The organism is Plesiomonas sp. ZOR0011, assembly GCF_000800945.1.
Lineage (GTDB): Bacteria > Pseudomonadota > Gammaproteobacteria > Enterobacterales > CAMTGL01 > Plesiomonas > Plesiomonas shigelloides.
The window spans coordinates 20,194-41,470 of the sequence record NZ_JRKB01000066.1 but is presented as its reverse complement, the minus strand read 5'-3'; the positions used below and the strand labels follow the sequence as shown (position 1 = coordinate 41,470).

19 protein-coding genes are annotated in these 21,277 nt (G+C 51.8%); 9 read left to right on the top strand and 10 right to left on the bottom strand.

Annotated elements, in window-relative coordinates:
* The first annotated feature begins 355 nt into the window (after positions 1-355).
* A complete protein-coding gene (locus L975_RS11915; protein WP_156121210.1) occupies positions 356-721 on the top strand; it encodes a hypothetical protein in 366 nt (121 codons plus the stop codon).
* Between the two features lie 2 nt (positions 722-723).
* On the opposite strand, the gene L975_RS18195 is transcribed toward L975_RS11915, so the two are convergent.
* Positions 724-897, bottom strand: coding sequence for a hypothetical protein (locus tag L975_RS18195; protein ID WP_156121209.1), 174 nt, complete (start codon positions 895-897; stop codon positions 724-726).
* Between the two features lie 298 nt (positions 898-1,195).
* On the opposite strand from L975_RS18195, the gene fadD reads away from it, so the two are divergent.
* Together fadD and rnd are read left to right on the top strand one after the other, a co-directional pair.
* A complete protein-coding gene (gene fadD / locus L975_RS11910; RefSeq protein ID WP_010864171.1) occupies positions 1,196-2,908 on the top strand; it encodes a long-chain-fatty-acid--CoA ligase FadD in 1,713 nt (570 codons plus the stop codon).
* An 87-nt stretch (positions 2,909-2,995) separates the two neighbouring features.
* On the top strand, positions 2,996-4,132 hold the full coding sequence (gene rnd, locus L975_RS11905) for a ribonuclease D (protein ID WP_010864170.1): 1,137 nt from the start codon (positions 2,996-2,998) through the stop codon (positions 4,130-4,132).
* 19 nt (positions 4,133-4,151) lie between these two features.
* Here rnd and minE read toward each other — a convergent pair whose 3' ends face one another.
* Genes minE through minC form a run of 3 tightly spaced genes read right to left on the bottom strand, consistent with a single transcriptional unit; the run spans position 4,152 to position 5,960 of the window.
* Positions 4,152-4,412, bottom strand: a complete 261-nt coding sequence (gene minE, locus L975_RS11900; RefSeq protein WP_010864169.1) for a cell division topological specificity factor MinE — start codon at positions 4,410-4,412, stop codon at positions 4,152-4,154.
* A gap of 3 nt (positions 4,413-4,415) precedes the next feature.
* Positions 4,416-5,228, bottom strand: a complete 813-nt coding sequence (minD, locus tag L975_RS11895; RefSeq protein WP_010864168.1) for a septum site-determining protein MinD — start codon at positions 5,226-5,228, stop codon at positions 4,416-4,418.
* A gap of 30 nt (positions 5,229-5,258) precedes the next feature.
* Positions 5,259-5,960: a septum site-determining protein MinC gene (minC, locus tag L975_RS11890; RefSeq protein ID WP_036769910.1), complete on the bottom strand. Its 702-nt coding sequence runs from the start codon at positions 5,958-5,960 to the stop codon at positions 5,259-5,261.
* 126 nt (positions 5,961-6,086) lie between these two features.
* On the opposite strand from minC, the gene L975_RS11885 reads away from it, so the two are divergent.
* From L975_RS11885 to L975_RS11875, 3 genes are all read left to right on the top strand, one after another.
* Positions 6,087-6,380, top strand: a complete 294-nt coding sequence (locus L975_RS11885; protein WP_039045697.1) for a YcgL domain-containing protein — start codon at positions 6,087-6,089, stop codon at positions 6,378-6,380.
* 118 nt (positions 6,381-6,498) lie between these two features.
* Complete coding sequence (locus tag L975_RS11880; RefSeq protein WP_047708814.1) at positions 6,499-7,560, top strand: lytic transglycosylase domain-containing protein; 1,062 nt, start codon at positions 6,499-6,501, stop codon at positions 7,558-7,560.
* Between the two features lie 96 nt (positions 7,561-7,656).
* Positions 7,657-8,316 (top strand): fumarylacetoacetate hydrolase family protein, encoded by a 660-nt coding sequence (locus L975_RS11875; RefSeq protein WP_039045571.1) that lies wholly within the window; start codon positions 7,657-7,659, stop codon positions 8,314-8,316.
* 118 nt (positions 8,317-8,434) lie between these two features.
* On the opposite strand, the gene L975_RS11870 is transcribed toward L975_RS11875, so the two are convergent.
* A complete protein-coding gene (locus tag L975_RS11870; protein ID WP_081995683.1) occupies positions 8,435-10,903 on the bottom strand; it encodes a YgiQ family radical SAM protein in 2,469 nt (822 codons plus the stop codon).
* 217 nt (positions 10,904-11,120) lie between these two features.
* Here L975_RS11870 and L975_RS11865 point away from each other — a divergent pair, with 217 nt between their 5' ends.
* Entirely contained in the window at positions 11,121-11,567 is a 447-nt protein-coding gene (locus L975_RS11865; RefSeq protein ID WP_010864162.1) for a YcgN family cysteine cluster protein, read from the top strand.
* A 138-nt stretch (positions 11,568-11,705) separates the two neighbouring features.
* Positions 11,706-12,674, top strand: a complete 969-nt coding sequence (gene dusC, locus L975_RS11860; RefSeq protein WP_047708812.1) for a tRNA dihydrouridine(16) synthase DusC — start codon at positions 11,706-11,708, stop codon at positions 12,672-12,674.
* A 69-nt stretch (positions 12,675-12,743) separates the two neighbouring features.
* Here the strand turns inward: dusC and dsbB are convergent, their stop codons facing one another.
* Positions 12,744-13,274 carry a disulfide bond formation protein DsbB gene (gene dsbB, locus L975_RS11855; RefSeq protein WP_039045574.1) on the bottom strand — a complete coding sequence of 177 codons (531 nt, stop codon included), beginning with the start codon at positions 13,272-13,274 and terminating at the stop codon, positions 12,744-12,746.
* Between the two features lie 168 nt (positions 13,275-13,442).
* On the bottom strand, positions 13,443-15,041 hold the full coding sequence (nhaB, locus tag L975_RS11850) for a Na(+)/H(+) antiporter NhaB (protein WP_010864159.1): 1,599 nt from the start codon (positions 15,039-15,041) through the stop codon (positions 13,443-13,445).
* Positions 15,042-15,387: 346 nt separating this feature from the next.
* Between nhaB and fadR the strand changes: the two genes are divergently transcribed.
* Positions 15,388-16,107 (top strand): fatty acid metabolism transcriptional regulator FadR, encoded by a 720-nt coding sequence (gene fadR / locus L975_RS11845; RefSeq protein ID WP_010864158.1) that lies wholly within the window; start codon positions 15,388-15,390, stop codon positions 16,105-16,107.
* 224 nt (positions 16,108-16,331) lie between these two features.
* Here the strand turns inward: fadR and L975_RS11840 are convergent, their stop codons facing one another.
* The 3 genes from L975_RS11840 to L975_RS11830 are packed head-to-tail and all read right to left on the bottom strand — an operon-like array spanning position 16,332 to position 21,137.
* Complete coding sequence (locus tag L975_RS11840; protein WP_039045606.1) at positions 16,332-17,858, bottom strand: SpoVR family protein; 1,527 nt, start codon at positions 17,856-17,858, stop codon at positions 16,332-16,334.
* A gap of 12 nt (positions 17,859-17,870) precedes the next feature.
* The gene (locus tag L975_RS11835; RefSeq protein ID WP_010864156.1) at positions 17,871-19,142 is read right to left on the bottom strand and encodes a YeaH/YhbH family protein; all 1,272 of its coding nucleotides are present in this window, start codon (positions 19,140-19,142) and stop codon (positions 17,871-17,873) included.
* A 60-nt stretch (positions 19,143-19,202) separates the two neighbouring features.
* Positions 19,203-21,137 (bottom strand): PrkA family serine protein kinase, encoded by a 1,935-nt coding sequence (locus L975_RS11830; protein WP_010864155.1) that lies wholly within the window; start codon positions 21,135-21,137, stop codon positions 19,203-19,205.
* Positions 21,138-21,277 lie beyond the last annotated feature (140 nt).

Below are 21,277 nucleotides of genomic sequence, written 5' to 3'. Positions count from 1 at the left end.
CTTATCCCTTATCCCTTATCCCTTATCCCTTATCCCTTATCCCTTATCCCTTATCTCGTTGTCGCTCATGTTTGTGTAGTGTTGGTTTGTCGCTCGTGTCGGAGAGGTTGTATTAGCAACTTCGAGTTGGTGAGAGAGTGCGTATAAGTATATTAGCGCACGTTGCAAAGAACATTTGAGCGTGAGGCGTGCGCTGCAAGGCAGCAACTCAGTGCATACACTATGCTCATAGTAGATACCTACCGCGCGGGGTATCGACGCTGCGATGTGGCTGGTCGGCGTTGGCGATGAACCCACAGATATAGCCGTGGGTTACATCAAGTATGTGTGCTATCGCGTTATCGCGGAGGCCATTATGCGGATCACCTCAGAGCACCGGCTAACCACAACCCGCACAAGTAAAGTTGTCGCTGCCGACGCTATCAACATGCACTCGGTGATATTGCCTCTGCCGCGAGTCGAACGATTAGGTGCGGCCAATCTTCCCGTTGAGGCCGTGCGGGCGAGCCCCGCGCTTATGCCATCAGATGATCACCCCGTGCCGATGCTGTTAGGGGATGCGGTACGCGTATGTGAAGGCGAGTGGCTTCCGGCGGGCTGCGGCGATACAGGATACGCACAACATAGCCAACCGAGCGCCATTCAGCATTATCAGCAAATGTTAGCTTTGGCTCGTACAGGTGGGCGACGTTGGACGCCGTCGATTGATGAACGGGTGTAGGGCTATGCCGCGTTGAGGCTCTTCAGGTTCTCCTCATGCATAACGATTTCGCACACAGTTGGCACAAAGTTGGGTTCGCACAAAGTCTGGCTGGTGCGGTTATTTGTCATATGAAATGCTGCGATTTTCGGCAGCTGTAAATCATTACCGAATATATCCGGATGTAAATTCAGCATAAGATACCGCTCTTTGCCGACAACATGCTATTATCTCCGACCTTTGTCGCAGAATCTCTGATAAATACGGCAACACCATCATCCTATACAGGCGGTCGCTGAGCGCCGAATGGCAATAAATAAACGCCTGTTTGAAAATGTGTTGTTAATCCATTGTTAATAATGCGATGGCGATGTAAAGTAGTCTTGCTATTAGAGCATTTATCCTACGTACCCGTCATACCCGTATTCGTAAGGCCGGCCCGGGGTGCTCCTCCTGAGGTGTGGCATACAACAAAATACATTGAGGAGACTTACCGTGGAAAAGGTTTGGCTTTCCAGTTATCCGGCTGACGTGCCGGCTGAAATCAACCCTGATCAATACTCATCTCTGGTAGACATGTTCGAACAGGCCGTGCAGCGTTATGCCGATCAGCCGGCGTTTATCAACATGGGCCAGGTGATGACCTTCCGTAAGCTCGAAGAAAGCAGCCGTGCCTTTGCCGCTTACCTGCAAAATGAACTGAAACTGCAAAAAGGGGAGCGGGTGGCGCTGATGATGCCAAACCTGCTGCAATACCCGATTGCACTGTTCGGTATTTTGCGTGCTGGTCTGATTGCCGTGAATGTTAACCCGCTGTATACCCCGCGTGAGCTGGAGCATCAGCTGAACGATAGCGGTGCTAAGGCGATTGTGATTGTCTCCAACTTTGCCCATACCTTGGAAAAAGTGGTGTACCAGACCAGCGTCAAGCATGTGATCTTAACGCGCATGGGCGATCAGCTGTCGATGGCAAAAGGCACCTTGGTGAACTTTGTGGTTAAGTACATCAAGAAGATGGTGCCAAAGTACAATCTGCCGGATGCGATTTCGTTTCGTGGTGCGCTGCGTAAAGGGCGTGCCCAGCAATACGTTAAACCGCTGATCACCGCGCAAGACATTGCCTTTTTGCAGTACACCGGTGGTACGACAGGGGTGTCGAAAGGGGCGATGCTGGCGCACAGCAACATGGTGGCTAACGTACTGCAAGCCAAAGCCGGTTATTCACCGATTTTGGAAGAAGGCCGCGAGCTGGTGGTCACAGCGCTGCCGCTGTATCACGTGTTTGCATTGACCGTGAACTGCTTGCTGTTTTTGGAGATGGGTGGAAGTAATCTGCTGATCACCAACCCGCGTGATATTCCAGGCTTTGTTAAAGAGCTGGCGCGTTATAAAGTGACCGCGATCACCGGTGTGAACACCCTGTTTAATGCGCTGATCCACAACGAAGATTTCCGTGAGCTGAATTTCAGTACCCTGCGTTTGACCGTAGGCGGTGGAATGTCAGTACAGCGCGCCGTTGCTGAGCAGTGGCAAAAGCTGACTGGCACCAAGTTGCTTGAAGGCTATGGCTTGACCGAATGTTCTCCGTTGGTTGCTGGCTGCCCGTATAATCTGGCTGGTTATAATGGCGCGATCGGTTTGCCGGTGCCGTCTACTGACATCAAGTTGGTGGATGATGATGGCCACGAAGTGGCGCACGGTGAAGCTGGCGAGTTGTGGGTTAAAGGCCCGCAAGTGATGCAGGGTTACTGGCAGCGTCCAGAAGCCACGGCAGAAATTCTGCAAGATGGTTGGCTCGCGACCGGCGATATCGTGCGTATCGATGATGAAGGCTTTATGCGCATCGTGGATCGCAAGAAAGACATGATTCTGGTGTCGGGTTTTAACGTCTACCCGAATGAAATCGAAGACGTGATTGCCCATCATCCGAAAGTGTTGGAAGTGGCCGCAGTGGGTGTGCCGAGTGAAGCGTCTGGCGAAGCGGTGAAGATTTGCGTGGTCAAAAAAGACCCGTCATTAACCCGTGATGAGCTGATGGCGTTTTGCCGTAAAAACCTGACCGGTTACAAATGCCCGAAAATTGTTGAGTTCCGGGATGAGCTTCCGAAGACAAATGTGGGTAAAATACTGCGGCGAGTACTGCGTGAAGAACAGCAGACAGCCGAACCTGCCGCCGCTGAGGTGAGTGTGCAGGCCAAAGCATCCTAATTTGGATGTCCCGCTGACTGATGAAACGCCGGCTGCTGCCGGCGTTTTCTTTATGTGTTGTTGAAAAGTTTTAAAGAGAAGAATGTTGTGGATTACCGACTGATTACCACTGATGAAGCCTTGCGGCAGGTTTGTCTGCGCGCATCCGGAGCATCACGGGTTGCGATTGATACTGAATTTGTACGCACCCGGACGTTACATCCACAACTCGGGCTGGTACAGCTGTATGACGGACAGGATGTATCGCTGATTGACCCGATTGCCATTTCCGATTTGAGCCCGCTGCGTGATCTGCTGTGTAACCCGCAGGTCGTTAAAATTTTGCATGCGTGCGGCGAAGATCTGGAAGTGTTCCAGCATGCGCTGGGGATTATGCCGTCACCGATGTTAGATACCCAAGTCATGGCCGCCTTCTTAGGCCACCGCATTTCGACCGGTTTCGGTGCCTTGGTTGCCGAATATTTGGGTGTTGAGCTGGATAAAGGCGAAGCGCGTACCGATTGGCTGGCGCGTCCGTTGACCGAAAAACAGTGTCACTATGCGGCGGCGGATGTGTATTACCTGCTGCCGATGTATGAGCGGTTACAAGAAAAATTGACCGCTGCCGGTTGGCAAGATGCCGTGGATGCAGAGTGCCATCAGATTGTGGTGCGTCGTTCGCACGTAACGCCACCCGATGAGCTGTACTGCGATATTGGCAATGCGTGGCAATTGCGCCCACGCCAGCTGGCTGTGCTCAAGTTGCTGGCTAAATGGCGTTATCACGAGGCTGAGCGTCGCGATCTGGCACTGAACTTTGTGGTAAAAGAAGCGAACTTGTGGAAAGTGGCGCGCTATATGCCACAGTCGCTGAGCGATCTGAATAATTTGGAGCTGGAAAATCCGGAAATCCGCTTTCACGGCAAAACGATGTTAGCGATGGTGCAAGCCGCCAAAGCGTTGCCGGATAGTGAATGCCCTGCGCCGCTGAGTCGGCTGGTGGATAACCCAGAATACAAAGCGACCTTAAAGCGCGTGAAAGCCTTTATCACCGAGCAAGAAGGGGTGACCGGCTTGAGCAGTGAATTGTTGGCGTCGCGTCGCCAAATTCACCAGCTGCTGAGCTGGACGTGGAATTACACGCCTGAAGAGAGACAGCACCACGAGCAACCGGAGTTGTTATCCGGCTGGCGCGGTGCTCTGATGGGTGAACGTTTGCAACAGCTACTGGAACAGCCGGCCTAAGCCGGCAGTTGCCGACTGTTTATTTGGCATCTTCCGGCAGGGTGACGTTCAATTCCAAGATGGAAATGTCGTCACCCTTTTGCTCCAGCTGAACGGTGACATGTTCTGGGTCAATTTGCACATACTTGCAAATCACCGCCAGAATGTCTTGCTTCAGTGCCGGCAAATAGTGCGGTTCACTATCGCCACGGCGACGTTCAGCAACAATAATCTGCAAACGCTCCTTGGCGATACTTGCCGTCTGTTTTTTACGGGACAGGAAAAAATCGAGGAGCGCCATGAGTTATCCCCCAAACAGTCGTTTTAAAAAGCCTTTCTTCTCTTCCTCAAGGAAACGGAAAGGTCGCTCGGTACCCAGCAGGCGTTCGACCGTATCAAGATAGGCCTGACCTGCTTCAGATTCCTTATCAAGAATGACCGGTTCACCTTGGTTCGATGCACGCAGCACCGACGGGCTTTCCGGGATCACCCCTAACAGCGGGATACGCAGGATCTCTTCCACGTCCTGCACACTCAGCATATCGCCACGGGTCACGCGGCCAGGGCTGTAGCGAGTGAGCAGCAGGTGCTCTTTAATCGGATCTTGGCCTTTTTCGGCGCGGCGGGATTTGGAGGACAAAATTCCCAAGATGCGGTCAGAGTCACGCACTGAAGAGACTTCAGGGTTCGTGGTCACAATGGCTTCGTCGGCAAAATAGAGTGCCATCAGGGCGCCGGTTTCGATACCTGCCGGTGAGTCACACAGCACGTATTCGAATTCCATTTTATCCAGCTCTTCCAGCACTTTTTCGACGCCTTCACGGGTCAGTGCTTCTTTATCACGGGTTTGGGATGCGGGCAGGATGTAGAGATTGTCGACGCGCTTATCCTTAATCAGAGCTTGGTTCAAGCTGGCATCGCCATGGATGACGTTTACAAAGTCATACACCACGCGGCGCTCACAGCCCATGATTAAGTCCAGATTACGCAGGCCGATATCAAAGTCGATCACGACCGTTTTCTTTCCCTTCAATGCTAAACCGGTGGCAATGGCTGCGCTTGAAGTGGTTTTGCCAACGCCTCCTTTACCAGAGGTTACAACGATGATACGTGCCATGAGGGGGTTCCTTGTCAAAAAGGGTCTATATCAAAGGGCTTCAAAATGAATGTTATTATCTCGTAATACCACGCGGGTGGCTTTTTTCCAGACTTCTGTCGGAATTTGCTCACTGAGAGCATATTGTCCTGAAATCGACAGCAACTCGGCCTGCATATTGAGACAGAAGATGCTGCTGTCTGGTCGACCATCTGCGCCGGCAGCGGCGCGTCCGCGCATGATTCCGTAGACATGGATATGACCGTCCGCTATCAGCTCGGCACCCTCGCTGACATGGTTATTCACGATCAAATCACAATTCTTGGCATAGATACGTTGTCCGGAGCGAACCGGGGTATTAATGACCTTGGTGGCAACCGCCGTCATCACGGGTTCGGGCTCGATAGCTTCCGGGGCCGGTTTGCTTTCGGGCTTTGGCTCTTTGGTTTTACCTTCGGTGAGAATAGGCAGACCCGCTTTGCGGACTGTCTCGCGCTGTTTTTCATTAATACAGCCACTGACACCCACCAAAAATAAGCCGGCTTCTCGGATCACTCGCTTTAAACGACGAAAGTCTGCCTGCTCTGCCAGATCAGCGACATTCAACACCACTGGCGCGCCCTGAAAAAAAGCAGGGGCTTGCTGCACTTTGGCAGACAATGCTTGTTTGAGTTGATTCGGATCTGAAGTATGTGGATGAACCACCGTAAGAGTAAAGTTGCTTCCCTTCAGATCGACAAGGTGTTGTGACATAAGTCGGATTCGTTTCCCCGGTGCGTCCTGGCAATATTCGGCACGACAAGAATATAATTTATTTATCCTTAACATGTTATAGTCACAACCCTGCTTACGCAAGAGAACATGAGGGATTCAGTCGAGATGTGGTGCGCAATCTACAAAAGTTTAAGACGCGAAGAAACCTATTTATATGTAGAGAAAAGAGACGACTTTTCTCGTGTTCCTGAGGAATTATTGCGAGGTTTTGGAAAGCCGCAATTAGTCATGCTTTTTCCTCTGGATGGATCAAAGCGTCTTGTTAATATCGATTTAAATAAATTGAAAACCTGTCTGACTGAACAGGGTTTTTATTTACAGTTACCGCCGCCAAAAGAAAACTTATTAAAACAGCATTGTTTAGAAAATAATCACACTGAAAAACAAAACGACGACTAGACGACGCCTAAAAAACTCAGTGAACTGATTCATTCAGGCATAAATCTCCGCGTGCCGGAGTAGGATCTCTTCGCGGCCGCGGATATTGCTCACCATCGAGCTGTGAGGACGGCTGCACATGAGAAGAACGATTCTGTCTGTTATGGCATTGAGCCTGATCTTATCCGGCTGTGCGACGACCACGGCTGCTGAAAATACGGCCCAACAGCGCGCCCCGGCCACCACCAACGCCGGTAAAGCCGATTCCCCATTGGCTGAGCAAATGCCCGTTCCCGAAGGATTTGCCCCTTTTATTGAACAACTCAAACAGCAAGCCATTGCCGAAGGGCTCGCGCCGGAGACGGTAGAGCGCGGGTTTGCCGACGTGTATTTTCTGGAGCGTGCGGTGCAATCTGATCGCGGCCAGCCAGAATTTAAGCTGACCTTATCGCAATACCTGCAAAAAAGCCTGACCCCGGCCAAAATCAAAAAAGCCCGTGAGATGTATCAGCAGTATCAACCGCTGCTGACGCGCATTAGTCGTGAATATGGCGTACAGCCGCAATACATCGTGGCGTTGTGGGGCTCGGAGAGCAGTTTTGGCCGTTATACCGGCAACGAAGATGTGATTTCGGCGCTCTCCACGCTGGCGTTTGAAGGGCGTCGCCAAGCGTTTTTTACCAAACAGGTGATGGCTGCGCTCAAAATTCAGCAACAAGGTCATATCGCACCGGAGCTGATGAAAGGCTCATGGGCGGGGGCGATGGGGCAGTGCCAGTTTATGCCGACCTCCTTTTTGACCTATGCCGCAGACGGTGATGGCGATGGCCACAAAGATATCTGGAACAATGTGGCTGATGTGTTTGCCTCGACCGCCAACTATCTGGCCACCGAAGGCTGGAACGATCAGCAAAGTTGGGGGATGAAAGTGCGCTTACCGGCGGGATTATCGCCGGCCTTGGCAGGCACCAAAACCGAGCAGGGGAAAACGGTGGCCAAGTGGCAGGCTCTCGGCGTGCGTTTAGCGGATGGTGCGGCCTTGCCTCATCCACAGCGAAAAGCGTGGTTAGTGATCCCGGATGATGACAGCGCCCAAGCAATGCTGGTATACAACAATTATCGCACATTGATGCACTGGAACCGCTCGTACTATTTTGCCACCAGCGTTGGCATGCTAGCCGATGCGATTGTCGCGCCTTAAGCGGCACTGTTATCGGTTCAGTTAGCGTTAAAGCATGGCGGGCATGGCATGCATGCGGCGTAAGGTTGCAACGGCCACATCATTTAAGGAGGCATGATGTATCAGCATACGGACTGGCAGGGAAATCCGATTGATTTTCCGGTCGGCAAGGTGGTTTGTGTCGGGCAAAACTACGCCGCGCATATTCAGGAGATGGGCAGTGTTGCAGCAGCTGAGCCGGTCTTGTTTTTAAAGCCGGATACCGCGCTGTGTGATTTGCGCCATCCGCTGACCTTGTTGCAAGGGTATGGCGAGGTGCACCATGAAACTGAGATGGCGGTATTGATTGGCGCGACTTTACAGAAAGTCTCTCCTGCGCAAGCAATGTTAGGCGTTGCCGGTTACGGGTTGGCACTGGATTTGACGCTGCGTGAGCTGCAAAGCGAATGTAAGCGCACCGGTCGACCGTGGGAAAAGGCCAAAGCCTTTGATGGCTCTTGCCCTGTATCGGGTTTTATTCCCGCCTCAGATATCAGCGAGCCGATGGCCGTGGCGTTTTCCTTAACGGTTAACGGCGAGCTGCGCCAGCAAGGCAATACCGCGCGTATGCTCACGCCAGTGGCGGAGCTTATCAGTTATATGAGCCGTTTTTTTACCCTCAAAGCGGGGGATGTGATTTTAACTGGCACGCCTGAAGGGGTGGGGCCATTGCTGGTGGGGGATGTGCTCAATTTCACCTTTGCCGGACGCACATTACAGACCCGCGTGCGAGCCTAAGTTCTGGCGGCGAGTTCCGTCTTGCGGGTTAACCCGCAAGCTAGCCGACAATAAAAAAGCCCGCAGCTGCGGGCTTTTTTGTGTACTGAGTTTGTTGCTAACTCCGGCTTATCTGTGCTTAGGCGCGGCCTTGACGACGTTGACCCGCGGCGCCTTTAGCGGCAGGCTTACCACCTTGACGGTTGGCCGGAGCTGACTTGCCATTATTGCTATTGGCGCGTGCGCCATTGGCATTGCGTGGCGCTTGGCCTGCAGACGGCGCGCCTTTTCCGTGTGACGCGCCTTTGCCTTGCGGTGCGGGCTTGCCAGACTGTCCGACCGGTTTACGTCCGTTTGCGCCTTTGGGGGCTGCGGCGGCACCTTTCGTGGACGCGGATGCGCCATTGGCCGGACGGCCTTTACCGGCTTGCTCTTGGCGGTTACCGCGTTGCTGGCTATTACCGGCTCCGTTACTGCGCTGATGGCCGATATCGGTATGCTTGGTCAGCGCGGTGCGAACGCCTTTGGCACCAGTTTTGCCGTTTTGTTGGATCTCACGCGCGGAAGCCGGCGGGATCAAATGTTGTGGACCGGTACCAATCAGACGCATCAAGCCCATTTCACGCAGCGCTTCGCGGATCATCGGCCAGCCGGCAGGGTCATGATAGCGCAGCAGCGCTTTGTGCAGACGGCGCTGACGCTCACCACGTGCTACGGCAACATCTTCACTCTTGTAATCCACTTTCCCTAACGGGTTTTTACCGGAGTAATACATGGTGGTGGAGTTAGCCAGCGGTGATGGATAGAAGTTTTGCACCTGATCCAAACGGAAACGGTTCTTCTTCAGCCACAGTGCCAGATTGACCATGTCTTCATCGCGGGTACCTGGGTGCGCTGAGATGAAGTACGGGATCAGATATTGCTCTTTACCGGCTTCTTTAGAGTACTGTTCAAACAGCTCTTTAAAGCGGTAATAAGAGCCCATCCCCGGTTTCATCATCTTGGACAGCGGGCCTTCTTCGGTATGCTCCGGTGCAATCTTCAGATAACCACCGACGTGGTATTTCGCCAGCTCTTTAACGTAGCGCGGATCTTGTACTGCCAGATCGTAACGTACCCCTGAGGCAATCAGAATTTTCTTGATGCCTTTCAGATCGCGGGCGCGGCGATACAGCTTAATGGTCGGCTCATGGTTGGTATCCATGTGCTGACAAATATCCGGGTAGACGCAAGAGGCGCGGCGACAGGTTTGTTCTGCGCGTGGGCTTTGGCAGCGCAACATATACATGTTGGCGGTCGGGCCACCCAGATCGGAAATCACGCCCGTAAAGCCCGGCACTTTATCGCGGATCTCTTCAATTTCGGAAATGATGGAGTCTTCCGAGCGGCTTTGAATAATGCGACCTTCGTGCTCGGTAATAGAGCAGAAAGAGCAACCACCGTAGCAACCACGCATAATATTGACCGAGAAACGGATCATGTCATAGGCAGGGATCTTGGCCTTGCCATACGCCGGATGCGGAATCCGCTGGTAAGGCAGGGCAAATACCCAGTCCATCTCTTCGGTGGTGAGTGGAATGGCTGGCGGGTTGATCCACACATAGCGGTCGCCATGTTTTTGCATCAGCGCGCGGGCGCAGCCCGGGTTGGTTTCATGGTGCAAAATCCGCGAGGTGTGAGCGTACATCACTTTGTCGCTCTTTACCTTTTCGTAAGATGGCAGCAGGATATAGGTCTTTTCCCACGGTTTTGGCCGTGGCGGCTGTACGACTACGGCTTTGGCCTGAGGCTGCGCGGGCTGCACACTGTTATCTGCGCCGTTATCGCTGCAAGGCGCATCTTCCATATATGGATTAGGAATAGGATCGATATGACCTGGTTTGTCGATTCGGGTTGAGTCGACACCTTTCCAGTCATACAGCGCTTCTTTGCGCATTACCGCGCTGCCACGGATATCCTGCATCTGTTCGATGGTTTCACCGGCTGCAAAGCGGTGGGCGATATCAATCAGTGGGCGCTCGGCGTTACCGTAAATCAGTAAATCTGCTTTGGAGTCGACCAATACGGAGCGGCGCACGGTATCAGACCAGTAATCATAGTGCGCGATACGGCGCAGACTAGCTTCGATACCGCCAATCACTACCGGCACATCTTTATAGGCTTCTTTACAACGCTGGCTGTACACCAATACCGCGCGATCTGGGCGCTTACCGCCTTCATTATTTGGCGTGTAGGCATCATCATGACGCAGTTTGCGATCGGCGGTGTAACGGTTGATCATCGAGTCCATGTTACCGGCGGTCACCCCGTAAAACAGGTTCGGTTTGCCGAGCTTCATGAAATCGTTTTTATTGGTCCAGTCCGGTTGTGCGATAATACCGACGCGGAAACCTTGCGCTTCCAGCATTCGGCCGATAATGGCCATGCCGAAGCTCGGGTGATCCACATAGGCATCACCGGTGACGATAATGATGTCACAACTGTCCCAGCCTAGCTGATCCATCTCCTCGCGGGACATGGGAAGAAACGGTGCGGTTCCATAACACTCCGCCCAATAACGTGGGTAAGAGAATAAAGAACGTTCCGGCTGGATCAAACTGGTACTCATGGTGACTTATCGCTCCGGTTAGTCAAAGACGTGCGGCGTATGCAAAGCGCGCGATTATACTCTGTTTATTGCACAGGCGCGAATCACCTTTTGGCCTTGGGCGTGGAATCTCGGGCAATGGCTTGCAACTTGGCAGCCAAGCCGTTATAAACGTCCACCCGGCTGAGCCTGAGTAATTTTTCATCTGATTAAAGATAAACCATAAGTAATTAAAAATATGACTGAGCAAGCGTTCTGGCAAACCAAAACCCTCGATGAAATGACCGACGCAGAGTGGGAAGCCCTGTGTGACGGCTGTGGGCAGTGCTGCCTGCATAAGCTGATTGATGCGGATACGGATGAGCTGTATTACACCAACGTGGCCTGCGATCAGCTGGATCTGCATACCTGCCAGTGCCGCAACTATGCCACCCGTTTTGAGCTGGAGCCGGATTGCATCAAGCTTACTCGTGAAAATATGAATACTTTTGAGTGGCTGCCGGCAACCTGTGCCTATCGCCTGTTGGATGAGGGTAAAGGGCTGCCTGCGTGGCATCCTCTGGTTTCCGGTACGCCGGAAAGCATGCATGACGCCGGTATTTCGGTGCGTGACCAGTGTGTGTATGAAATTGATGTGATTGATTGGGAAGAGCACATCACGAATAAGCCTAAATGGGTTCGTTAAGTTATGCACGGCTCACTCACTGAGCGTTCGTTAACAGAACGCTCTTTAACAGACGGTTCTCTAACAGGCAGTTCTCTAACAGACAGCCCGCTCACGTCAACTTGCACGGGTATTGCCTCAACGCAAGAGACAGCCTGGATGCTGGATGAGTTCATCAGCGTTGGGCGCGTGGTGTTGGCCCCGATGGAAGGGGTGCTCGATCCGCAACTGCGTGATTTACTGACGCGGCACAATGATTACGATCTGTGTGTCACCGAATTTGTGCGCGTGGTGGATTCGTTGCTCCCGGAGCATGTCTATTATCGCTTGTGCCCCGAGCTGCATCAGGGCGGGTTTACCTCATCGGGTACACCAGTGCGGGTGCAGCTACTCGGTCAGTCACCGCAATGGCTGGCGGAAAACGCGGCGCGTGCCGTCGCGTTGGGCTCACAGGGTGTGGATTTGAACTGCGGTTGTCCGTCGAAAAAGGTCAACGGCAGTGATGGTGGTGCGTCATTGCTCAAAGATCCTGACCTTATCTATCGCGCGGCCAAAGCGATGCGCGAGGCGGTGCCGATGACTCATCCGGTGACGGTAAAAGTCCGTCTGGGGTGGGATAGCACGGCGCACAGTCTCGAAATCGCCGATGCAGTGCAGCAAGCCGGTGCTACCGAGATTGCCGTGCATGGCCGTACCAAAGCGGATGGCTATAAAGCGGATCGCATTGATTGGCCGGCGATTGCTCAGATCCGGCAGCGGCTGTCGATCCCGGTGATTGCTAACGGTGAGATCACCGATTACGCCAGAGCCCAGCAGTGTATGCGGGTGAGCGGTTGTCGCGATCTGATGGTTGGGCGTGGAGCGCTGAATCTGCCTAATCTGGCCAATGTCATTAAATATGATGCGCCGGCTTTGCGCTGGGTGCAGGTGATCCAGCTACTGCTAGCGTATACCGCCTTGGAGAAAGCGGGCGATAAAGGCTTTTATCACTCGGCCCGCATTAAGCAGTGGTTTAGCTATTTACGCCGTCAGTATCCACAAGCCGATAGCCTGTTTAGCCAGATCCGCATCGCGCAAAGTGTCGGTGAGATGAGCCAATTACTGCAAGATGCACTGCACGCGCAGTAATCCAGCGTCTGGTAAACATAAAAAATGCCGCATTCAGTGCGGCATTTTTTTTCATCGCAGAGTCAGTGATTAACGCCACATGGAGCGTTTTTCTTTACCAATGGCCATGCCCAGCGCAATCACAATAGCCACAATCAGGTAGGCGGCAAACACCACAATCAGCCAGCCCGGCATAGTCAGACCTAACCAGTGCCACTGATCTTGCGCGCAATCGCCGTAGGCTTCAAAGATCCCCGGCATCCACTTATTCAGCGGTAACCAGCTCGGGAAACGTACCATAAAATCACAAGTCTGGAATGGGGAAGGGTTCACCTGCAGCTGATTGTGCTCCCAAGCCAGCAGTAATCCCTGCCATGCACTGTAAATCCATAACACTAATGCTGACCAGCGAATAGCCGGTTGTTTCGGGTTACACAACCCCAGCAGCGCTGCACCCATGATGCCGAACAGGGCGACCCGCTCATAAATACACATCACACACGGCTCCAGCAGCATGATGTGCTGGAAAAACAGCGCGGTCAATTCCAGCCCGAGCGTGGTTAAAAACATCAGAAACCATGCCAGACGACCGGTAGAAAAGCGGTATAAACTATCCCACATTGTTGTTGATTCCGTCCGAAGAGATGGCAGCAGTTTACACATAAAAAAGGCTCTGAAAACAGAGCCTTTAGATAAAATATTGTGCGAATCTGCCTGTGGGGCAGGTTTTCCCTACCTGATGCTAGGCACTCAAGCTATGCGTTAGCGCCTAGCGGTAAGCTTTCGCCATTAATGACCGCTGACAGCCGGCGCGGCATTCAGCAGCAGGCTGGCCGCTTCGTTAGACAGCCATCCCCAATGATAAAACAGCTCGGTCATTGGTTGCAGAGCAAACTCCACGCAGAACAAACCAACCAGTGTCAGTACGATGGTATACGGCAGCGCCATGACCACCATCCGGCCATATGACAGTTGGATCAGTGGAGCGAGAGCTGAGGTCAACAGGAACAAGAACGCGGCTTGTCCGTTTGGTGTGGCCACTGACGGCAGGTTAGTACCGGTGTTAATGGCGACCGCCAGCAGTTCAAATTGCTCCAGGTTCACTACACCGTGTTGCAGCGCCGCTTTCGCTTCGTTGATATACACCGTGCCCACAAACACGTTATCAGAAACGGATGACAGCAAACCGTTGAACAAATAGAACAACGTCAGCTGGTTAGACGGTGAGGCTTGCAGTACGAAGTCGATAATCGGCTTGAAGAGATCTTGCTCGATAATCACTGATACTACTGCGAAAAACACGGTCAGCAGGGCAGTAAACGGCAGCGATTCTTGGAATGCCTTACCCAGCGCGTGTTCGTCAGTGATACCGCACAGTGAAGTGGCCAGAATAATCACCGACAGACCAATTAGGCCTACGGCTGCCAGATGCAGTGCCAGACCCAAAATCAACCAGACCCCGATCAATCCTTGTACGATCAGTTTCATGGTGTCTTGCTTGGTGCGGCGTTCATCTTGCTGGTGGGCGTAATCGGTCAGGATTTGACGCACGCTTGCTGGCAGCTCTTCGCCGTAGCCCAGCACTTTAAAGCGCTCGACCATGTAGCAAGTCAGCATCCCACAAAAGAATACCGGTACGGTCACGGGGGCCATACGGATCAGAAACTCACCGAAGTGCCAGCCTGCGCGTTCAGCGATAATCAGGTTTTGCGGTTCACCCACCATGGTCATTACGCCGCCAAGGGCGGTACCGATGGCCGCATGCATCATCAGGCTACGCAGGAAGGCACGGAAGCGATCCAAGTCGGCCTTACGTTCTGCGGTAGTCAGTTGACTGTCATTGCTGGTGTCGTGTTCGCCTGAAAAGTTGTCGCCTGATGCCACGCGGTGATAAATCGAATAGAAGCCGACTGCCACACTGATAACCACCGCAACCACGGTCAGAGCATCGAGAAAAGCAGATAAAAATGCCGCTACAAAGCAAAATGACAGCGAAAGCGTAATTTTTGATCTGATATTCAACAGCAACTTAGTAAACACAAACAGCAGCAGCTGTTTCATGAAGTAGATACCGGCCACCATGAAGACCAGCAGTAACAGGACTTCAATATTAGAAACCAGTTCGTGCTTGACACTGTCAGCACTGGTCATGCCGATGGCTACCGCTTCAATGGCCAGCAAACCACCAGGCTGCAACGGGTAGCACTTCAGCGCCATTGCTAGGGTGAAGATAAATTCGGCAATCAGCGCCCACCCAGCAACAAACGGGTTAACGAAGAAGAACAAAATCGGATTTAGGATCAGGAAGCAAATAATGGCTAACTTGTACCAGTCAGGAGCTTTGCCTAAGAAGTTCTTAAGGAATGCTCGAGAAAACGTGATTTCCATTGATATTTTCTCGTAATCAAACGGTGCGTAAAAAGGGTCAGATGAAAAAATGTAACAAGGGTTAATTGTATAACGTTATTAGCATGGCAAATTGACATAGCTCAGTCTAGCGGTGTATTGGACAGGAGGTTAATAAAAACAAATTGTTACATTGTGTTTTGCGGGATAGGCGAGGTAGGGACAGTGACTTGCACTCATCATGATGCATAAGTAGTCATTTACCACTGAACCTGCGGGATAATGCATAAATCTTGTACTTTTCGTATGCAGAATAGCTATTACATTCGCCGTCATCTGGTATGATGAGATGGTAAGCAAAAAATATAATAGATGGATAACGCATATCATGGTAATTAAGGCTCAAAGCCCCGCCGGATTCGCAGAAGAGTATATTGTTGAAAGCATCTGGAACAACCGTTTTCCGCCCGGCTCGATTTTACCGGCAGAGCGCGAGTTATCTGAGCTGATCGGGGTCACCCGTACCACACTGCGTGAGGTATTACAGCGGCTGGCGCGTGATGGCTGGCTGACTATTCAGCATGGTAAACCCACCAAGGTGAATAACTTCTGGGAAACTTCCGGCCTGAATATTCTGGAAACATTGGCTCGGCTTGACCATGACAGTGTCCCGCAACTGATTGATAATCTGCTGTCTGCCCGCACTAACATTTCATCCATTTATATCCGCAGCGCACTGCGCAATAACCCTGAGCGCGCATTAGAGCTGCTGCGCGAAACCGATACGACTGCCGATACGGCGGATGCCTATACTGATTTGGACTACCGTATTTTCCAAGGTTTGGCATTTGCATCCGGTAACCCGATTTATGGTCTGATCATCAACGGTCTGCGTGGGTTGTATACCCGTGTAGGCTTGTATTACTTCTCTAATGTGGACGCCCGTCGTCTGGCGGCCAAGTTCTACGGTGAGCTGGCGGACATGTGTGAGCGCAAAGAGCTGGAAAGCATCTTTACGCTGGTGCGTCAGTACGGTATTGACAGTGGCCTGATTTGGCACGGTATGCGCGCTGATATCCCATCAGATATCGCGGAATTGCGCCGTTAAACAACGCGGAATCAGCAAACCGCGCAATAAGATGCAAGATCGATAAAGAAGAAAGCTAAGCAAGAAAGCTAAATAAGAAAGCGAAACAAAAAAGGTGAGTCCCAGACTCACCTTTTTTATATTTTACGTTTTATGCCGGTCAGTGACGATGTTCGCGAATCGGTGCGATAAGCTGCTTGCTCCGTTGTTTGCACGCGATCTATGGGCTTAGCATTTGTCTCAAGTTAAATCTGAAAACCGCTTTCACCGGTGCGCGGCGGACAGCGTTCGATAATATCGGCTTTACCATCTAGCCCAACTTCTTCCAGATAGACATCAAAGCCCCATAATCGGTAGATATGCTTCATCACCTCTTTGCGACTTTTCGCCAGTGGGATCCGATCGTGCATCACGTGGCGCAGGGTGAGTGAACGATCGCCGCGCAGCGCCACATTCCAGATTTGCACGTTTGGCTCCAGATTGCTCAGGTTGTATTGCGCCGATAATGCCTCGCGAATATGACGATAACCTTCATCATTGTGGATCGCTGGGATCTCCAGATAGTTATTGCGATCGTTATCCAGCACGGCGAAGAACTTGAAGTCACGCATCACTTTTGGGGACAAGAACTGGCTGATAAAGCTCTCGTCCTTAAAGTTGTTCATGGCAAAGTGCAGGGTCTCCAACCAGTCACTGCCGGCAATGTCTGGGAACCAGCGTCGATCTTCCTCGGTCGGCTCCTGACAGATGCGTTTGATATCTTGGAACATGGCAAAACCGAGCGCATACGGGTTGATGCCGCTGTAGTACTTGCTGTTGTAGGGCGGTTGATACACCACATTGGTGTGGCTGTGCAAAAACTCAAACATGAAGCGATCGGTGAGTTTTCCCTCATCGTACAGATGATTCAAAATGCTGTAGTGCCAGAAGGTAGCCCAGCCTTCGTTCATCACTTGGGTTTGTTTTTGCGGATAAAAATATTGGCTGACTTTGCGCACGATGCGCACGATTTCACGCTGCCATGGCTCTAGCAGTGGGGCGTGCTTTTCAATGAAGTAGAGCAGGTTTTCTTCCGGTTCGGGCGGGAAACGTGTTTGAATCAGTTCACTGTCTTTTTCCCGCCGCGGAATGGTGCGCCACAGCTCATTGACCTGACTTTGCAGATACTCTTCGCGGTTTTTCTGGCGCGCCTTTTCCTCTTGCAGAGAGATTTTCTGCGGTCGTTTATAGCGGTCGACCCCGTAGTTCATCAAGGCATGGCAGGAGTCGAGGATTTTCTCTACTTCATCGACGCCATATTTCTCTTCACAATCAGAAATATAGTGTTTGGCAAACAGCAGATAATCAATGATAGAGCTGGCATCCGTCCAAGATTTGAACAGATAGTTGTTTTTGAAAAACGAGTTATGTCCATAGCAGGCGTGAGCAATCACCAATGCCTGCATAGTGATGGTGTTCTCCTCCATCAAATAGGCAATACACGGATTGGAGTTAATCACGATTTCATACGCTAACCCCATATAGCCGTGCTTGTAGTTTTGCTCGGTTTCGATAAATTTGCGCCCGAATGACCAATGGTTGTAGTTAATGGGCATACCGATGCTGGAATAGGCATCCATCATCTGTTCGGCCGTAATAATCTCAATCTGGTTAGGATAGGTGGATAGCCGATACAGCTTAGCCACCCGATCAATCTCTTGGTGATATTGCTCCAGCAGATTGAATGTCCAGTCCGGCCCGTCGGACAGCGGTTGTTCTGTATAGTTTTGCATCCGCACCCCCTGTTAAGCGGCTTGCTTGCGGAAGAGCTCCCGGAATACCGGATAAATGTCTTCAACTGCCCGGATATGCTGCAGTGCAAAGTTCGGGAACTGAGCGTGCAACTGTTCGTATTCGCGCCACAAGGTTTGGTGAGCGCGCCGGGTAATTTCGATGTAGCTGTAGTAGCGAACAAACGGCAAGATTTTCTGCTGCAACAGCTCACGGCAGTGCGGTGAATCATCGGCCCAGTTATCGCCATCCGAGGCTTGGGCGGCATAGATGTTCCACAATGACGCAGGATAGCGTTTTTCCATGATTTCCTGCATCAGGCGCAAGGCACTCGAAACAATGGTGCCGCCGGTTTCTTGTGAATAGAAAAACTCGTGTTCGTCCACTTCTTTGGCTTGGGTGTGATGGCGGATATACACCACCTCCACATTTTTATAAGTCCGCGATAAAAACAGATACAGCAGGATATAAAAACGTTTGGCGATGTCTTTGGTGGCTTGGTCCATCGAACCGGAAACGTCCATCAAGCAGAACATCACCGCTTGGCTGGATGGCTCAGGACGGCGCTCGTAGTTTTTGTAGCGTAGGTCAAAGGTATCGATAAAAGGAACGCGGCGAATTTTATCGCGCAGCTCGCTAATCTCGCGCCGAACTTGCTCTTCCTCCAGTGGACGCGCTGGTTCAGTGCGCTCCATGTCGTCGAGCTGTTGCTCGAGCACGCGCAGCTGCTGGCGTTTGACCGCGGTCATGGCGGTACGCCGAGCCAGAGAGTTACGCAACGAGCGGATAATACTGATATTGGCCGGTACGCCGTTGGCAGTAAATCCGGCGCGATGCGTTTTGTATTCGATCATTTGATTGATCTGGTTTTTCTGCAAATTCGGCAGCTCCAGATCTTCAAACAGCAGATCTAAATACTCATCTTTGGAGATTTGGAAGACAAAATCGTCCTGACCTTCGCCGTCTGGACTGGCTTGCCCCTCACCACCGCCGCCGCCACCTCCGCCGCCTTGTGGACGGTCAATGTGGTCGCCGGCAATAAATTGGTCGTTGCCGGGGTGCACGCGCTCGTGCACCCCGCCTTTGCCTTGGTGTAAAAATGGTTCGCTGATGTCGCGCGACGGAATCGAGATCGATTCTCCACTGTTCACATCAGTGACCGAACGTTTGTTGACTGCGTCTGAAATCGCTTCCTTGATTTGCGACTTGTAACGGCGCAAGAAGCGCTGGCGGTTCACCATGCTCTTGTTTTTGCCGTTCAGTCGGCGATCAATAAAATGCGCCATACGTTCCCCCAACCTTATTCCGCATACGAATTAAGCGGATTTATTAAGCGTAGCTGGTGATCAGGATGATTTGCGTACCCGCAGATACCATTCGCAGAGCAGGCGTACCTGTTTCTTGGTATAGCCTTTCTCCATCATACGGTGCACAAAGTCATCGTGTTTCTTCTGCTCTTCGGTCGAGGTTTTGGTGTTAAATGAAATCACCGGCAACAGCTCTTCAGTGTTGGAGAACATTTTCTTCTCAATTACGGTGCGCAGTTTTTCGTAACTGGTCCAGTTCGGGTTGCGACCACCGTTATGCGCGCGCGCCCGCAGTACGAAATTGACTATCTCGTTACGGAAATCTTTCGGGTTGCTGATACCGGCCGGTTTTTCAATCTTCTCCAGTTCTGCATTTAAGGATGAGCGGTCAAACAGCTGGCCGGTTTCAGGATCGCGGTACTCTTGATCTTGAATCCAGAAATCAGCGTACACCACATAGCGGTCAAAAATGTTCTGGCCGTATTCAGAGTAGGACTCCAGATAGGCAGTCTGGATCTCTTTGCCGATAAACTCGACATATTTCGGGATCAGGTAGCCTTTGAGGTGCTCCAGATATTTCTCAGCAATTTCTTGCGGGAACTGTTCGCGCTCGATTTGTTGCTCCAGCACGTAGAACAGATGTACTGGGTTGGCGGCTACCTCGCTGTGGTCAAAGTTGAACACACGAGACAAAATCTTGAACGCGAAGCGGGTCGACAGGCCGTTCATCCCTTCATCGACACCGGCGTAATCGCGGTACTCCTGATAGGACTTGGCTTTCGGATCGGTATCTTTCAGGCTCTCGCCGTCATACACCCGCATTTTCGAGTACAGACTGGAGTTTTCTGTTTCTTTCAAGCGCGACAGGACAGTAAAGCGCGCCAAGGTTTCCAATGTGCCTGGGGCGCAAGGTGAACTGGTCAGCTCGCTATTACGCAGTAATTTGTCATAAATCCGAATTTCATCGGATACGCGCAAGCAGTACGGCACCTTGACGATGTAGACACGGTCAAGGAACGCTTCGTTATTCTTGTTGTTACGGAATTGCACCCATTCCGATTCGTTGGAGTGCGCCAGAATAATGCCTTCAAACGGCAGCGCTGACAGACCTTCGGTGCCGTTGTAGTTACCTTCTTGGGTAGCGGTCAGCAGTGGGTGCAGCACCTTAATCGGCGCTTTGAACATCTCCACGAACTCCATCAACCCTTGGTTTGCACGGCACAGTGCGCCTGAGTAACTGTAGGCATCGGGATCGTGCTGAGCAAAGTGCTCTAACTGGCGAATATCCACTTTACCGACCAGTGAGGAGATATCTTGGTTGTTCTCATCTCCCGGCTCGGTTTTGGCGATGGCGATTTGATCTAAAATGGACGGGCGCACTTTGACCACTTTGAAACGGGTGATATCTCCGCCGAACTCATGCAGGCGTTTGGCCGCCCATGGCGACATAATGTTGCGCAGGTAACGCTTAGGAATGCCATATTCTTCCTGCAAAATGCGGCCATCTTCGTTCACATCAAACAGGCAAAATGGGTGATCGTTGACAGGGCTGCGCACCCCGTTGGCCGTCAGCACATAAATCGGTGTTTGCTGCATTAAGCTCTTTAAGCGCTCGGCCAGCGAGGATTTACCACCACCGACAGGGCCCAATAAGTAGAGGATCTGTTTCTTCTCTTCCAGACCTTGCGCTGCGTGTTTGAGATAGGACACGATCTGCTCGATCGACTCTTCCATCCCATAAAACTCTTCGAAAGCCGGATAACGCGCGATCACGCGGTTGGAGAATAAGCGCGACAGGCGTGAATCGGCCGAGGTGTCGATCATGGTAGGCTCACCGATAGCCATCAGCAGCCGTTCAGCCGCATTGGCATACGCACTGTGGTCGTTACGGCAGATATCCAGAAACTCCTGTAAGGAGAATTCTTCATCTTTAGCGGCTTCATAGCGTTGACGGTAGTGATCGAAGATACTCATGGCGATACCCCTCAAGGATGGATGCGAGATGGGAACGCTCTGATTCACTCGCTCTGATTCACTATTGTTACGTTCCCTTCACTAAGCTTAGACGGGTCTGCCGGAATTTCATGCAAATAAAACTAAGTTTTTTAACGCGT

Bases quoted from the DNA above. Each gene is read 5' to 3' on its own strand.
- L975_RS11915 (WP_156121210.1), top strand. From the start codon at position 356: ATGCGGATCACCTCAGAGCACCGGCTAACCACAACCCGCACAAGTAAA.
- L975_RS18195 (WP_156121209.1), bottom strand. From the start codon at position 897: ATGCTGAATTTACATCCGGATATATTCGGTAATGATTTACAGCTGCCG.
- minE (WP_010864169.1), bottom strand. From the start codon at position 4,412: ATGGCGCTCCTCGATTTTTTCCTGTCCCGTAAAAAACAGACGGCAAGT.
- minD (WP_010864168.1), bottom strand. From the start codon at position 5,228: ATGGCACGTATCATCGTTGTAACCTCTGGTAAAGGAGGCGTTGGCAAA.
- minC (WP_036769910.1), bottom strand. From the start codon at position 5,960: ATGTCACAACACCTTGTCGATCTGAAGGGAAGCAACTTTACTCTTACG.
- L975_RS11885 (WP_039045697.1), top strand. From the start codon at position 6,087: ATGTGGTGCGCAATCTACAAAAGTTTAAGACGCGAAGAAACCTATTTA.
- L975_RS11880 (WP_047708814.1), top strand. From the start codon at position 6,499: ATGAGAAGAACGATTCTGTCTGTTATGGCATTGAGCCTGATCTTATCC.
- L975_RS11875 (WP_039045571.1), top strand. From the start codon at position 7,657: ATGTATCAGCATACGGACTGGCAGGGAAATCCGATTGATTTTCCGGTC.
- L975_RS11870 (WP_081995683.1), bottom strand. From the start codon at position 10,903: ATGAGTACCAGTTTGATCCAGCCGGAACGTTCTTTATTCTCTTACCCA.
- L975_RS11865 (WP_010864162.1), top strand. From the start codon at position 11,121: ATGACTGAGCAAGCGTTCTGGCAAACCAAAACCCTCGATGAAATGACC.
- dusC (WP_047708812.1), top strand. From the start codon at position 11,706: ATGCTGGATGAGTTCATCAGCGTTGGGCGCGTGGTGTTGGCCCCGATG.
- dsbB (WP_039045574.1), bottom strand. From the start codon at position 13,274: ATGTGGGATAGTTTATACCGCTTTTCTACCGGTCGTCTGGCATGGTTT.
- nhaB (WP_010864159.1), bottom strand. From the start codon at position 15,041: ATGGAAATCACGTTTTCTCGAGCATTCCTTAAGAACTTCTTAGGCAAA.
- fadR (WP_010864158.1), top strand. From the start codon at position 15,388: ATGGTAATTAAGGCTCAAAGCCCCGCCGGATTCGCAGAAGAGTATATT.
- L975_RS11840 (WP_039045606.1), bottom strand. From the start codon at position 17,858: ATGCAAAACTATACAGAACAACCGCTGTCCGACGGGCCGGACTGGACA.
- L975_RS11835 (WP_010864156.1), bottom strand. From the start codon at position 19,142: ATGGCGCATTTTATTGATCGCCGACTGAACGGCAAAAACAAGAGCATG.
- L975_RS11830 (WP_010864155.1), bottom strand. From the start codon at position 21,137: ATGAGTATCTTCGATCACTACCGTCAACGCTATGAAGCCGCTAAAGAT.